Source organism: Bradyrhizobium liaoningense (assembly GCF_018130785.1).
GTDB classification, from domain to species: Bacteria; Pseudomonadota; Alphaproteobacteria; order Rhizobiales; family Xanthobacteraceae; genus Bradyrhizobium; species Bradyrhizobium liaoningense_A.
Genome location: NZ_JAFCJT010000014.1, coordinates 134,524 through 146,826, shown reverse-complemented (window position 1 = coordinate 146,826; position 12,303 = coordinate 134,524). Strand labels below are relative to the sequence as shown.

Sequence of the window (12,303 nt, the reverse complement as noted above, 5' to 3'; positions counted from 1 at the left end):
ACCCATGGCCTTCGCACCCGCCGATACGCGGTGCGAAGGTGTGGTGCTGCTCCACGGCATCGGCGTCGGTTCCTGGACGCTGAAGAAACTGGATCGAGCGCTGCAGCGTCGCGGTTTCGCGACGCTCAACCTCGACTATGCCAGCCGCAAGAAGCCACTCGAAGAGCTTGCGGAGGAGCTTCACCCGTCGATCGCCGCATTTGCGGAGCAATGCGACGGCGCGATCCACTTCGTCGCCCATTCCATGGGCGGGCTGCTCACGCGGGTTTATATCGCGCGATACCGTCCGGCGCGGCTCGGCCGCGTCGTGATGCTGGGCACGCCCAACGGCGGCAGCGAGGTCGCTGACCTCCTGAAGGACCTTTCGATTTACCGCACCGTTTTCGGCCCGGCCGGCTCGCAGCTCACGACGACCCAAGACCCGGTGCTCGCCGCCCTGCCGCCGCCCGATTATGCCGTCGGGGTCATCGCGGGATGCCGCACCATCGCGCCGATCGCATCGACCTTTGTCCTGCCACGGCCCAATGACGGACGGGTTTCAGTCGAAAGCGCAAAACTGGCCGACATGGCCGACCACATCATCGTCAAGGCATCGCATACCGGACTGCCACGAAACACCGTCGCGATCGAGCAGACGATCGCCTTCCTGCACGACGGCCACTTCAATCCGGTCACATGAGCAGGAGATAGCGAACCGGGTTGTCGCCGCACTGGCCCGCACCACACTCCAGCACGGTGGACAGCAGATTGGCGGCAACCAGCAACGTGAAGATCGCGAAGACCGTGTTCGATGCCGCACCGTTCAAAGCCGCGTCCCCATCTCGCTTGCCGGTCGCATCCTTCAGAACGAAGACGAGCGCGACATAACACACGACCCCGATCGCCGCGATCAGCGCCCAGGTATAGAAATGCAGTCCAAACAGCGCCGAGCCGTATCCGGGATCGCCAGGCGCCAGATGCAGCGACACCTGCCGCATCGAGATGAAGCCGGTGACAAGGCTCGCCATGAGAATCATCGCATAGTGTGATGGCCGCTCGCCGAGGCGCATGTTGAACACGAACCCCATGCCGATCGCGATGAAGCCGGCCCGCTGAAGCAGGCACAACGGGCAAGGGAGCTCGCCGAGCGCAAGCTGATAGAAGAATGCGACCATCAGGATCGACGAGATCCCGAGCAGCCCAAGCATATTCAGGATCGCGCCGACGGGTTGTTGCTCGTTCAGAGCTGAAGTGCTCATCTCGACACCGTCAGAAGGAGAATTTCAGCGGATCGGTCGCGTGGTGGAAGAACCATGCGACAGTGACGACGATCGTCGCGCTCCAGAGCGCATAGCTCAGTCCCGCGCGCGAACGCCAGGTGCAGGCGCAGCCTGCGAGCGCCAGCAGGAAGGGCAGAAACATGTACATGAGCGCGGGCTCCCAAGGCGATTCGCGCATCGCGCGATGCGGGCCCAAGAGATACGTCAGCCCCGCGTGCCTCTCAAGAGCCGGCTTCGCTGCGGCGCTCCTGCGCATAGCGCACCAGCGCCGCGAAGCGATAGATGCCGTGCACGAACTTGCCGTAGGGCATGGTGATGAACAGCGCGAACACCGCGCCGAGATGGAGAGCCAGCAGCGGCCCCATGGCCGCGGACTCGCGCAGGACAAGCAGCGCCATGCCGGTGAAGCCGGTCAGAAACAGCATGGCGATGAAGCCGACGTCCATGCCATAACGGTTCTCGTCGAGCAGCGCCGGATCACGGCCCGTCTTCGCGACGAACAGCCCGATTGGACCGACGATGAGGCCGATGCCGCCGAGCGAGCCGAGCACGACAGGCAGGTCCCACCACGGATACGGCGCCTCGCGTCCCCAGAGATAGTGATACAGCGTGGCCACTGAGGTCGCGGCAAAGCACAGCAGGAAGCCGTAGAACGTCAGGTGATGGAAAAGCTTGCGCCGGTCGGTCGGCTTGTCGTCTTCGTTGTAGCAGCCGACGCCGCCGCCGTGGAGATAGCGCAGCTCGCCGGCATCGCGGATCGCCTGGAAGATCGAGCCGCCGTCGGCGCGGCCGCCGATCGGTGTACCGATATCGCGCCAGAAGGCACGCACGCTCATGGCCAGCGCGAGGATCGCGTAGAGGAAGGCGGCGCTGAACAACGCGGCCATCGCGTTGTGCGGCATGAGCTTGTAGAAGGCACCAGGGCCGGTGTGCACACCGAACAACACGCTGTGGTCGTTGAGGGCGGCAAAGCCGAGGATAAAGGCAGCCATGCTGAGCGCGGCGATGACGCTGATGACGAGCCCGTTGCGGGCGAAGGCACCGGACAGCGCCCCCGGCCAGGCATAGGCCGCGTAGGACTCGGCGCGCGCAACAGCAAGCGTCTTGGGAACATTGACATTGAACTCGTGCGGCGGCGAGAACTGGCAATCGACGTAGCAGGCGCCGCAGGAGTGGCAGAGATTGGCGAGATAGTTGAGGTCGCCGTCGGAGAAGGCCCGGCGCATTTCCATGGCCGGAAACACCGCGCAAAGACCCTCGCAGTAGCGGCAGGAATTGCAGACCGTCATCAGACGGTCGGCTTCGTCCAGAATTCTAGTTCCGTGCATGTTTCGCCGCTTCCCGTCCTGCGATCCGCCCGAACACGCTGCCGATGGTCATGCCCATGCCGGCCGCATAGCCCTTGCCGAGCACGTTGCCGGCCATGATCTCGCCCGCCGCGAACATGTTGGCCGACGGCTTGCCATCGGCCATCAGCATCCGCGCCTCCTTGGTTACGCGCGTGCCGAGATAGGTGAAGGTGATCCCGGGCCGCACCGGGTAGGCGAGATAGGGCGGCGTCTCGATCCGCCTTGCCCAGTGCGTCTTGGCCGGCGTGATGCCTTCGGTCACACAATCGTCCAGGATGGTATGGTCGAAGGTGCCGGGCCGCACGGCCGCGTTGAACTCGGTGATCGTCTTCTCCAGCGCGGCCGGACCGAGCTCGAGCTTGCCGGCAAGCTCGGCGATCGTCTGCCCCGCGATCGGCGGGAACAACGTCGGCATAAAGCTCGTAACGACGGTCGAGTCGAAGATGATGTAGGCGATCTGGTCAGGCTGCGCCGCAACCAGCCGGCCCCAGATCGCGTAACGCTTCGGCCAGATGTCCTCGCCCTCGTCGTAGAATCGCTGGGCGTGCTTGTTGACGACAATGCCGAACACGACGGAGTCGTGGCGCGTGATGATGCCGCCGTCGAATTTCGGCGCGCGAGCGTCGATTGCGACCGCATGGCATTGCGTGGGATCGCCGACCTCCTGCACGCCCTTGTCCAGCAGCATCTTCAGGATCGAGCCGCGGTTATAGGGCGTGCCGCGGATCAGGAAGTTGTCGGCGGCCTCGCCCCAATATTGCTTCAGCCATTCGATGTTGGCCTCGAACCCGCCGGCTGCGGCGACCAGCGACGTCGCGCGGATCTCGGTCTCGCCCCTGATCGGCCGCTTGAGGCGAGCGGCGAGGAACATACCGTCCTCGATCACGAGATCAGTGACCTCGGCATCGTATTCGACGTCGACACCGAGCCGCTCGGCGGTGAGATAGAGCGCGTTCAGCATCGCGCGGCCACCGCCGAGAAAGAAGGAGTTGGTGCGGCCAAGGCTCAGTGTGCCGCCGAGCGAGGGCTGCCAGCGCACGCCCTGCTCCACGATCCAGTTCAGGATATCCTTGGACTCCCGGATCATGTGGCGCGCGAGCACCTCGTCGGTCTGCCCGCCCGTGACACGCAGCAGATCCTCCCAGAACTCATCCTCGGTGTAGGGACCGGTCAGGATGTCCGTCGCCGCGTCATGGGCGCAGCGCATGTTGCGGGTGTGGCGGGTATTGCCACCGCGATAGAATTTTGGCGCCCCCTCCAGCACAAGCACCGAGGCACCGCCGCGGCGCGCCGAGATCGCGGCGCATAGCGCCGCGTTGCCGCCGCCGATCACCAGCACGTCGTATTTGCTGCTCATGCCGTCTGCCCGATGCGACGAAGTTAGAGACCTTCTGCCCGCCGATGGTCCCGATCAACCCAGGGAACCATTGCGTACTTTTGTATACAAAGATATACATCAGCGGTGCAAGCAGCATCTCTGCATGGGCAGGATGCGTCTGAGGGAACATGGCCAAGCGCCCGGCAAAGACAGGCGGATCGATCGCGCGCGGCGGCGGCGTGGCGCTGGGCGAAGCCGTGTTCCGCTCGCTGTGCGAGGCGCTTCAGGCCGGCAGTTACCGCGCCGGCGACCGGCTGCGCGAGGAAGAAGTCGCGCAGCGGCTGAAGGTCAGCCGCACGCCGGTCCGTGAGGCGCTTGGCCGGCTCGCGGCCCGCGGCTTCGTCGAGCCCGCCGGCGGCCGCGGGATGATCGTGCGCGACCTCGACATTTCCGAGGTGCTCGAGCTCTACGCCATGCGCGAGATCATGGAAGGCGCCGCAGCGCGCCTGGCCGCCGAGCACGCTTCGGCGCCCGAGGTCGACGCACTCAGAGATATCGAGCAGGCCTTTGTCGAGGCGTCCGCGTCGGACGCTGGAGAGATGGCGCGGCTCAACCGCGCCTTCCACGAAGCCATCTGCCGCGCCGCGCGCAACCGCTATCTCGACAACGCCTCGCGCGAATTGCAGGACTGGATCGCGCTGCTGGGTCCGACCACCTTCACGGTGACAGGGCGTCCCTCGACCAGCCACGGCGAGCATCAGGCCCTCATCGAGGCGATCGCCGCGCGCGACGGCGACAAATCGGAGCAGCTTGCGAGGGCGCACATCCGTGAGGCACTGCGCTGCCGGCTCAAGCTGTTGCAGAAGCAGTAGCTCTTCAGCGCGCCGCTCATGCGACCAATTCTGCGGCAATCGCCTTCAACACGTCCCGCACATCGCGTGGGCTGAGCCGCACCTGTAATCCGCGCTGGCCGCCATTGACGTAGACATGGTCATGCGCGAGCGCGCTCTGCTCGATCACGGTGCGTACCGGTTTCCGCTGTCCGAACGGGCTGATGCCGCCGACCTTATAGCCGGTGACGCGTTCGGCCTCAGGCGGCTTCATCATCTGCGCCGACTTCCCGCTTACGGCTGCGGCGAGCTTCTTCATCGAGACTTCCTGGTCGGACGGCACGATGACGCAGACCGGCTTGCCGTCGACCAGCGCCATCAGCGTCTTCAACACGCGCGCCGGATCTTCACCGAGGGCGGCAGCCGCCTGAAGCCCGATGCTCTCGGCGTCGGGATCATAGTCGTAGGTGTGAACGGTGAAGGCAACGCCGGCAGCTGCAAGCGCGCGCGTGGCAGGGGTGGCTTTGGACATGGGTCATGTCTACCACCGTCGTTGCGAGGAGCGAAGCGACGACGAGAGAGGCCATGTGCCCGCCACACCCTCGGTGTCGTCCCCGCGAACGCGGGGACGACAGCGGTGGGTTGGCGGCGCCGTGCCACCCAACCCCGGCGGAGTCCTACTCCGCCGCGTCCCGCATCTCGGCGCGCTCGGCCCTGGCCGCGCAGAACTTGAACTCCGGGATCTTGCCGAAGGGATCGAGCGCCGGGTTGGTCAACAGGTTCGCCGCCGCTTCCGCGTAGCAGAACGGCATGAAGACCATGTTCTCCGGCACGTCGCGATCGGAGCGGACCTTGACCTCGACCGCACCGCGGCGGGTCTCCAGCCGGATGAAATCGCCGGGCGCGAGCTTCTTCTTGCGCATGTCCTTCGGCGACATGAACGCGACCGCCTCCGGCTCGATCTGGTCGAGCACCTGGGCACGGCGCGTCATCGAGCCGGTGTGCCAGTGCTCCAACACACGGCCGGTCGACAGCACCATCGGATACTCGGCATCAGGCAACTCGTCCGGCGGGATGACCTTCGCCGGCACGATCTTGCCCCGGCCGCTCGCAGTCGGGAAGCCCGTGGTGAAGATGATCTCGTTGCCGGGTTTGTTCGGATCGTCGGCCGGATAGGTCACGGCACCTTCGCGCACCAGCCGCTCCCAGCTGATGTTCTTGAGCGAGGGCATCAACTCCGCCATCTCGGTGTAGACGTCGCCGGGCCCGGAATAATTCCAGGGCAGGCCCATGCGCTTGCCGATCTCCTGGATGATCCAGAGGTCCTGCCGCGCATCGCCCGGCGGCTTGATCACCTGGCGCGCAAGCTGCACGCGGCGATCGGTGTTGGTGAAGGAGCCGTCCTTTTCCGCAAAGGCCGAGGCCGGCAGGATGACGTCGGCGTGGAACGCGGTCTCGGTGACGAAGAGGTCCTGCACGACGAGATGATCGAGCATGGCCAGCGCCTGGCGCGCATGCTGGAGATCGGGATCGGACATCGCGGGATTCTCGCCCTCGATATACATGCCCGTGATCTCGCCGGCATGGATCGCGTTCATGATCTCGACCACGGTCAAGCCGCGGACGGGATCGAGATCCTGCTGCCACAATTTCTCGAAATTGCCGCGCAGATCGTCGCGGCTGACCGGCTGATAATCCGGCAGGAACATCGGGATCAGGCCGGCGTCGGAGGCGCCCTGCACGTTGTTCTGGCCGCGCAGCGGATGCAGGCCCGTGCCGGGACGGCCGACCTGGCCGGTGATCAGCGCGAGCGCGATCAGGCAGCGCGCATTGTCGGTGCCGTGGACGTGCTGGCTGATGCCCATGCCCCAGAAGATGATCGACGATTTCGCCCGCGCATATGTCCGGGCAACCTCGCGCAGGGTTTGCGCCGGGATGCCGCAGATCGGCTCCATCTTCTCAGGCGTGAACTCCTTGATCTTCTCCTTGAGGTCCTCGAACCCTTCGGTGTAGCCGGCGATATACTGGTCGTCGGTCAAGCCTTCGGTGATGATCGTGTTGATCATCGCGTTCAGCATGGCGACGTCGGAGCCCGGCTTGAATTGCAGATGCTTGGTCGCGTGGCGCGACAGCGACTGCCGGCGCGGATCCATCACGAACAGCTTGGCGCCATTCTGCTTGACCGCGTTCTTGATGAAGGTCGCGGCGACCGGATGGTTTACGGTCGGATTGGCGCCGATCACGATGATGACTTCGGCATCCATCGCAGCCGAGAACGGCGCCGACACCGCGCCCGAGCTCAGGCCTTCGAACAGCGCCGCCACCGACGAGGCGTGGCACAGCCGCGTGCAGTGGTCGACATTGTTGGAGCCGAAACCGGTGCGCACCAGCTTCTGGAATAGATAGGCCTCTTCGTTCGAGCCCTTGGCCGAGCCAAAGCCGGCCAGCGCTTTCACGCCCTTCTCGTCGCGGATCTTGACGAGACCCTTGGCCGCGATGTCGAGCGCTTCTTCCCAGCTCGCTTCGCGGAAATGCGTGAAGGGATTGGCCGGGTCGACCTGGTCGTTGGAATCCTTCTTCGCATTCGGCAGCCGCACCAGCGGCTTGGTCAGACGATGCGGATGGTGGATGTAGTCAAAGCCGAAGCGGCCCTTGACGCAGAGACGATTGTGATTGGCCGGGCCGTCACGGCCTTCGGCATAGATCACCTTCTCGTCCTTGACCTCGTAGGTCACCTGGCAGCCGACACCGCAGAACGGGCAGAGCGAATCCACCTTCTTGTCGGCATAGGTGACACGGGTCTGCTTCTCGTCGAGCATGACGGCCGGCATCAGCGCGCCGGTCGGACAGGCCTGCACGCACTCGCCGCAGGCGACGCAGGTGGACTCGCCCATGGGATCGTCGAAGTCGAAGACGATCTTCGAGCCATGGCTGCGATAAGCCATGCCGATGACGTCGTTGACCTGGACCTCGCGGCAGGCACGCACGCACAGACCGCACTGGATGCAGGCATCGAGATTGACGCGCATCGCCGGATGGCTGGCGTCGGTCGCCCAGCGCTCGGCGGCGGGGAAGCGGCTTTCGGTGACGCCTGTGGTCTCGGCCCAGTGCCAGAACTTCGAATCCGGATCGTGCGAGGTCTCGCGCGCCGGCTGGTCGGCGACGAGGAGCTCCATCACCATCTTCTGCGCGGAGACGGCACGCGCGCTCTCGGTCTTCACCTTCATCCCGACCGACGGCGTGCGCTTGCAGGACGCAGCCAGGACGCGCTCGCCCTCGATCTCGACCATGCAGGCGCGACAATTGCCGTCGGGGCGGTAGTCGGGCGCCGGCGAATAGCACAGATGCGGAATCTCGCGGCCCTGGCGTTTTGCGACTTGCCAGATCGTCTCGCCGGGCTTGGCTTCGACCTGCTTGCCGTCGAGCTCGAACGTAATTTTGGTCATTCGGCCGCTTCCTTGAACTCGTCAGGGAAATATTTGATCACGGTTGACAACGGATTCGATGCCGCCTGTCCGAGCCCGCAGATCGAGGCATCCCGCATCGCCTGGCTCAATTCTTCCAGCAAGGCACGGTTCCAGACCGGCTTCTGCATCAGCAGCGCCGCCTTCTGGGTTCCGACACGGCACGGCGTGCACTGGCCGCAGCTCTCGTCCTCGAAGAATTTCATCAGGTTCAACGCGGCCGCGCGCACACTGTCCTTTTGCGACAGGATCACGATCGCGGCCGAGCCGATGAAGCAGCCGTATTTCTCCAGCGTGCCGAAATCGAGCGGGATGTCGTCCATCGACGCCGGCAGGATGCCGCCCGACGCGCCGCCCGGCAGGTAGGCGTAGAACTGATGGCCGTCGGCCATGCCGCCGCAATATTCGTCAATCAATTCGCGCACGGTGATGCCGGCGGGTGCCAGCTTCATGCCGGGATTCTTGACGCGGCCCGAAACCGAGAAGCTGCGCAGGCCGTGACGCTCATGGCGGCCATTGCCCTTCCACCAGTCGGCGCCCTTCTCGACGATGTCGCGCACCCACCACAGCGTCTCGATGTTGTTGATCAGCGTCGGCAGGCCGAACAGGCCGACCTGGAACGGATAAGGCGGCTTGTGCCGAGGCAGGCCGCGCTTGCCCTCGATGCTTTCGAGCAGCGAGGATTCCTCACCGCAGATATAGGCGCCGGCGCCGCGGCGCATGTGCAGCGTCGGACCGCCTGGCGGGAGCTTTGCGATCTCGCGTTCCAGGATCTCGCGCGAGGCCGGATATTCGTCACGCAGATAGATGTAGACGTCGGAGGCCTGCACCACATGCGCGCCGATCAGCATGCCTTCGATGAAGCGGTGCGGATCGCTTTCGAGATAGACGCGGTCCTTGAATGTGCCGGGCTCGCCCTCGTCGCCGTTGATCGCCATCAGCCGCGGACCGGGCTCGCCCAGCACCGCGCGCCATTTGCGCCCCGTCGGGAAGCCGGCGCCGCCGAGACCGCGCAGCGAGGCGTCGTCGAGCGCCTTCAGCAGATCATCCTTCGGCAACTCAGCCGAGCGCACGCGATTGAGCAGCTTGTAGCCGCCGCCAGCCACGTACGAATCGTAGTCGATATATTTCGGCAGATGCGCGTGAGAATCACCGGCCTTCGCGGCCGCCATCACATTGGCCACGGTCGCGTGATCGACGAAGTTGTGACCGACCTCAGCCGCCGGCGCGGTATCGCAGCGGCCGACGCAGGGCGCGCGGACGACTCGGATGCCGGGACCCGATGTGCTCTGTAGATCCTCGAGCAGCTTCTCGCCGCCGAGCATCGCGCAGGTCAGTGAATCGCAGACGCGGATCGTCAGCGGCGCGATATCGGGCTCGCCTTCCTTCACCACGTCGAAATGCGCGTAGAAGGTCGCGGTCTCGAACACCTCGGCGAAGGCGAGCTTCATCTCGTCGGCAAGCGCCGCGAGATGCGCGGCCGAGATCTGGTGATATTTGTCCTGGATCAGGTGCAGATATTCGATCAGCAGATCGCGCCGCCGCGGCTTGTCGCCGAGCAACTGCTCGATCTCATGCGCGGCGGTAGGATCGACCTGCCGCCCCTTGGGGGTGGCCTTGGCTCGCTTGCGTCCCTCGCCCGGATGTTCGAACGAGCGGACCTCGTGCACGTCATGGCTCATCGATGAGTCTCGTAAACCTTCTTTAGAACATGTCCAAGTCTAGCTGTTGGCATACCAGATGCCAAGAGAATTCATCTATTCCGATAAGCATTTAAGGGGCATGGGGCCAACAACCCCCACGCCCCTTGCCTCGAACTACTCTTGGAACCCGGCCTCAGGTCTTGCTCATGCACTCTTCGATGTAGAACCAGCGATCGTCGCCAGTGAGGCCCTTGGACTTCACGTCGGCGCGGCAGGCCTTGAGCTTCGGCTTGTTGGCCGCCCACTTGGCCTTCATGTCCTTCAGCTTCTGCATGGTGAGCTTGATCTTGCCAGGCTTGGCTTCGGTCGTCGCGGCCGGTGCGGTGGTGGCGGGAGTCGTCGCCGTCTGCGCGGACGCGGCATGAAGGCCGGCAACGAGCAACACTGCCGCAAGGCAAATTCGGGTGCGAAACATTTAAATCCCCCAAGTCCCATTCTTGATGATGTCTAAAAGGCGAACGTCGCGGGATGCCGATGATGAGCATCCCGCGACCCTGTCTTGATGGCGATCAGAAGATCTTGACCGCACTCTCCAGCGTCTTCCAGACACCCCAGAGCAGGGGAACGCCGACGAAGGCCCAGAACAGCGCCGCCTTGGCATCGAGCCCGCCAAATCCGATGCCGTAGGAGCCGTGCGGCCCCGCGGCAGCGGCGCTGGCGCTCGCCGCTTGCAACTTGGCGACGTCGGCTTCCTTCATGTGCCACTTCGCATCAACCGGCTTGACCAGGTAGTTGCAGATCAGGCCCGCGATCAGCATCGCGCACAGGATATACATCGTCGTGTTGTAGAGCTGGTCACGCGGAACGCCGGCCGCGAGCTGGAACTCGCGGATGTAGTTGACCACGACCGGGCCGATGATGCCGGCCGTCGACCACGCCGTCAGCAGCCGGCCGTGGATGGCGCCGACGAACTGCGTTCCGAACATGTCGGCAAGATAGGCCGGCACGGTGGCGAAGCCGCCACCATACATCGACAGGATGATGCCGAAGCCGAGCACGAACAGCAGCTTCGAGCCCATCGCCGCAAAGGTCGGCGCCAGCGCGTAGAGCACGATGCCGAGGATGAAGAACGTGTAGTACGTGTTCTTGCGTCCGATCTTGTCCGACAGCGATGCCCAGAAGAAGCGGCCGCCGATGTTGAACAGCGACAGCAATCCGGCAAAGCCCGCGGCGATCGCGGCGATCTGCGCCTTCTGCCCGGCATCGAGCGCGTTGAAGCCGACGTCAGGCAGGCCGATCAGCTTGCCGCCGAAAATCTCCTGGAGCATCGGCGAGGCCATGCCGATCACACCGATACCCGCCGACACGTTCAGGCAGAGCACCCACCAGATCAGCCAGAACTGCGGCGTCTTGTGCGCGTCGTTGAGATGGACGTTGTTCTTCGAGATCATCGCATTGGCCTTGACCGGCGGGGTCCAGCCCTCGGGCTGCCAGCCGGGCGGCGGCAAGCGATAGCGGAACGCGCCGATCATCATGAACACGAAGTAGATGACGCCCATCGCGACGAAGGTCTCCCAGACGCCGACCGAGGTCGGGGTCTTGAAGTAGTTCATCAGGAGGTTCGCCAGCGGCGCGCCGATCATGGCGCCGCCGCCGAAGCCCATGATGGCCATGCCGGTCGCCATGCCGCGGCGGTCCGGAAACCACTTCACCAGCGTCGACACCGGCGAAATATAGCCAAGGCCGAGACCGATGCCGCCGATCACGCCTGAACCCAGCCACAACAGCCAGAGCTGATGGGTGTAGACCCCGATCGCACCGAGGAAGAGGCCGCCGCACCAGCAGAGCGCCGAGACGAAGCCAGCCTTGCGCGGGCCGACCCGCTCCAGCCAGCCGCCCCAGACCGCAGCGGCGATACCGAGCAGCACAAAGAAGAGCGTGTACATCCACCCCATGCTGGCGACCTTCCAGTCGCAGCTGGTCGTAAACAGCTCCTGAAATAGCGACATGTCTGCGCATGCCTTCGGCGCGGTCACTCCGATCGCGCGCGACAGCGGCAGCCAGAACACCGAGAAGCCATAGGCCATGCCGATGCAGAGATGGATGCACAGCGCAGCCGGCGGCACCAGCCAGCGATTGAAGCCGGCGGTCGCGATGGTCCGCTCGCGATCAAGAAGCCCCCCGCCGGCGCCCGATATTGTGCCGGCGCTCTCGATTGTTGTCATGTAGTCCTCCCCTGCAGTTGCCCTTCTGAGCACCCTGCCGCTGCGATCCTGTTTCCTCAGCCCGTTGCAGCGCAGCCAACGGTCCCCGCTGCTCCGCACAATCATTCGACGCGCGCCAGGATCCTCACGCGCACCCGAGTCGTAAACCCCTTGAGTGGGGCTCTATGCCGATACACCGTGCAGGCTTCGCAAGTGTGGCTCGTTGATCCGCGTAT

11 protein-coding genes are annotated in these 12,303 nt (G+C 64.6%); 2 read left to right on the top strand and 9 right to left on the bottom strand.

What is annotated here, in order from left to right:
* The first annotated feature begins 4 nt into the window (after nt 1–4).
* Nucleotides 5–679: an alpha/beta fold hydrolase gene (locus tag JQ627_RS25345; RefSeq protein ID WP_212486815.1), complete on the top strand. Its 675-nt coding sequence runs from the start codon at nt 5–7 to the stop codon at nt 677–679.
* Here JQ627_RS25345 and JQ627_RS25340 read toward each other — a convergent pair.
* The 4 genes from JQ627_RS25340 to tcuA form a co-directional block, all read right to left on the bottom strand.
* On the bottom strand, nt 672–1,238 hold the full coding sequence (locus JQ627_RS25340) for a disulfide bond formation protein B (protein ID WP_212486814.1): 567 nt from the start codon (nt 1,236–1,238) through the stop codon (nt 672–674). The two genes, JQ627_RS25345 and JQ627_RS25340, sit on opposite strands and share 8 nt — an antisense overlap.
* Before the next feature lie 10 nt (nt 1,239–1,248).
* Nucleotides 1,249–1,407 carry a DUF5993 family protein gene (locus JQ627_RS25335; RefSeq protein WP_212486813.1) on the bottom strand — a complete coding sequence of 53 codons (159 nt, stop codon included), beginning with the start codon at nt 1,405–1,407 and terminating at the stop codon, nt 1,249–1,251.
* Between the two features lie 73 nt (nt 1,408–1,480).
* A complete protein-coding gene (tcuB, locus tag JQ627_RS25330; RefSeq protein WP_212486812.1) occupies nt 1,481–2,587 on the bottom strand; it encodes a tricarballylate utilization 4Fe-4S protein TcuB in 1,107 nt (368 codons plus the stop codon).
* A complete protein-coding gene (gene tcuA / locus JQ627_RS25325) occupies nt 2,574–3,965 on the bottom strand; it encodes an FAD-dependent tricarballylate dehydrogenase TcuA (protein ID WP_212486811.1) in 1,392 nt (463 codons plus the stop codon). Before tcuA ends, tcuB begins: the two co-directional genes overlap by 14 nt.
* Nucleotides 3,966–4,114: 149 nt before the next feature.
* Between tcuA and JQ627_RS25320 the strand changes: the two genes are divergently transcribed.
* Entirely contained in the window at nt 4,115–4,798 is a 684-nt protein-coding gene (locus JQ627_RS25320) for a GntR family transcriptional regulator (RefSeq protein ID WP_212486810.1), read from the top strand.
* A gap of 16 nt (nt 4,799–4,814) precedes the next feature.
* Here JQ627_RS25320 and ybaK read toward each other — a convergent pair whose 3' ends face one another.
* From ybaK to JQ627_RS25295, 5 genes are all read right to left on the bottom strand, one after another.
* Nucleotides 4,815–5,288 carry a Cys-tRNA(Pro) deacylase gene (gene ybaK / locus JQ627_RS25315; protein WP_212486809.1) on the bottom strand — a complete coding sequence of 158 codons (474 nt, stop codon included), beginning with the start codon at nt 5,286–5,288 and terminating at the stop codon, nt 4,815–4,817.
* A 145-nt stretch (nt 5,289–5,433) separates the two neighbouring features.
* On the bottom strand, nt 5,434–8,202 hold the full coding sequence (gene fdhF / locus JQ627_RS25310; RefSeq protein WP_212486808.1) for a formate dehydrogenase subunit alpha: 2,769 nt from the start codon (nt 8,200–8,202) through the stop codon (nt 5,434–5,436).
* Nucleotides 8,199–9,902, bottom strand: coding sequence for an NADH-ubiquinone oxidoreductase-F iron-sulfur binding region domain-containing protein (locus tag JQ627_RS25305; RefSeq protein ID WP_212486807.1), 1,704 nt, complete (start codon nt 9,900–9,902; stop codon nt 8,199–8,201). Before JQ627_RS25305 ends, fdhF begins: the two co-directional genes overlap by 4 nt.
* A 154-nt stretch (nt 9,903–10,056) precedes the next feature.
* Nucleotides 10,057–10,338 (bottom strand): hypothetical protein, encoded by a 282-nt coding sequence (locus JQ627_RS25300; protein ID WP_212486806.1) that lies wholly within the window; start codon nt 10,336–10,338, stop codon nt 10,057–10,059.
* Nucleotides 10,339–10,432: 94 nt separating this feature from the next.
* The gene (locus JQ627_RS25295; RefSeq protein ID WP_212486805.1) at nt 10,433–12,088 is read right to left on the bottom strand and encodes an OFA family MFS transporter; all 1,656 of its coding nucleotides are present in this window, start codon (nt 12,086–12,088) and stop codon (nt 10,433–10,435) included.
* Nucleotides 12,089–12,303 lie beyond the last annotated feature (215 nt).

Coding starts and splice junctions, on each gene's coding strand:
- JQ627_RS25345 (WP_212486815.1), top strand. CDS start 5: ATGGCCTTCGCACCCGCCGATACGCGGTGCGAAGGTGTGGTGCTGCTC.
- JQ627_RS25340 (WP_212486814.1), bottom strand. CDS start 1,238: ATGAGCACTTCAGCTCTGAACGAGCAACAACCCGTCGGCGCGATCCTG.
- JQ627_RS25335 (WP_212486813.1), bottom strand. CDS start 1,407: ATGTACATGTTTCTGCCCTTCCTGCTGGCGCTCGCAGGCTGCGCCTGC.
- tcuB (WP_212486812.1), bottom strand. CDS start 2,587: ATGCACGGAACTAGAATTCTGGACGAAGCCGACCGTCTGATGACGGTC.
- tcuA (WP_212486811.1), bottom strand. CDS start 3,965: ATGAGCAGCAAATACGACGTGCTGGTGATCGGCGGCGGCAACGCGGCG.
- JQ627_RS25320 (WP_212486810.1), top strand. CDS start 4,115: ATGGCCAAGCGCCCGGCAAAGACAGGCGGATCGATCGCGCGCGGCGGC.
- ybaK (WP_212486809.1), bottom strand. CDS start 5,288: ATGTCCAAAGCCACCCCTGCCACGCGCGCGCTTGCAGCTGCCGGCGTT.
- fdhF (WP_212486808.1), bottom strand. CDS start 8,202: ATGACCAAAATTACGTTCGAGCTCGACGGCAAGCAGGTCGAAGCCAAG.
- JQ627_RS25305 (WP_212486807.1), bottom strand. CDS start 9,902: ATGAGCCATGACGTGCACGAGGTCCGCTCGTTCGAACATCCGGGCGAG.
- JQ627_RS25300 (WP_212486806.1), bottom strand. CDS start 10,338: ATGTTTCGCACCCGAATTTGCCTTGCGGCAGTGTTGCTCGTTGCCGGC.
- JQ627_RS25295 (WP_212486805.1), bottom strand. CDS start 12,088: ATGACAACAATCGAGAGCGCCGGCACAATATCGGGCGCCGGCGGGGGG.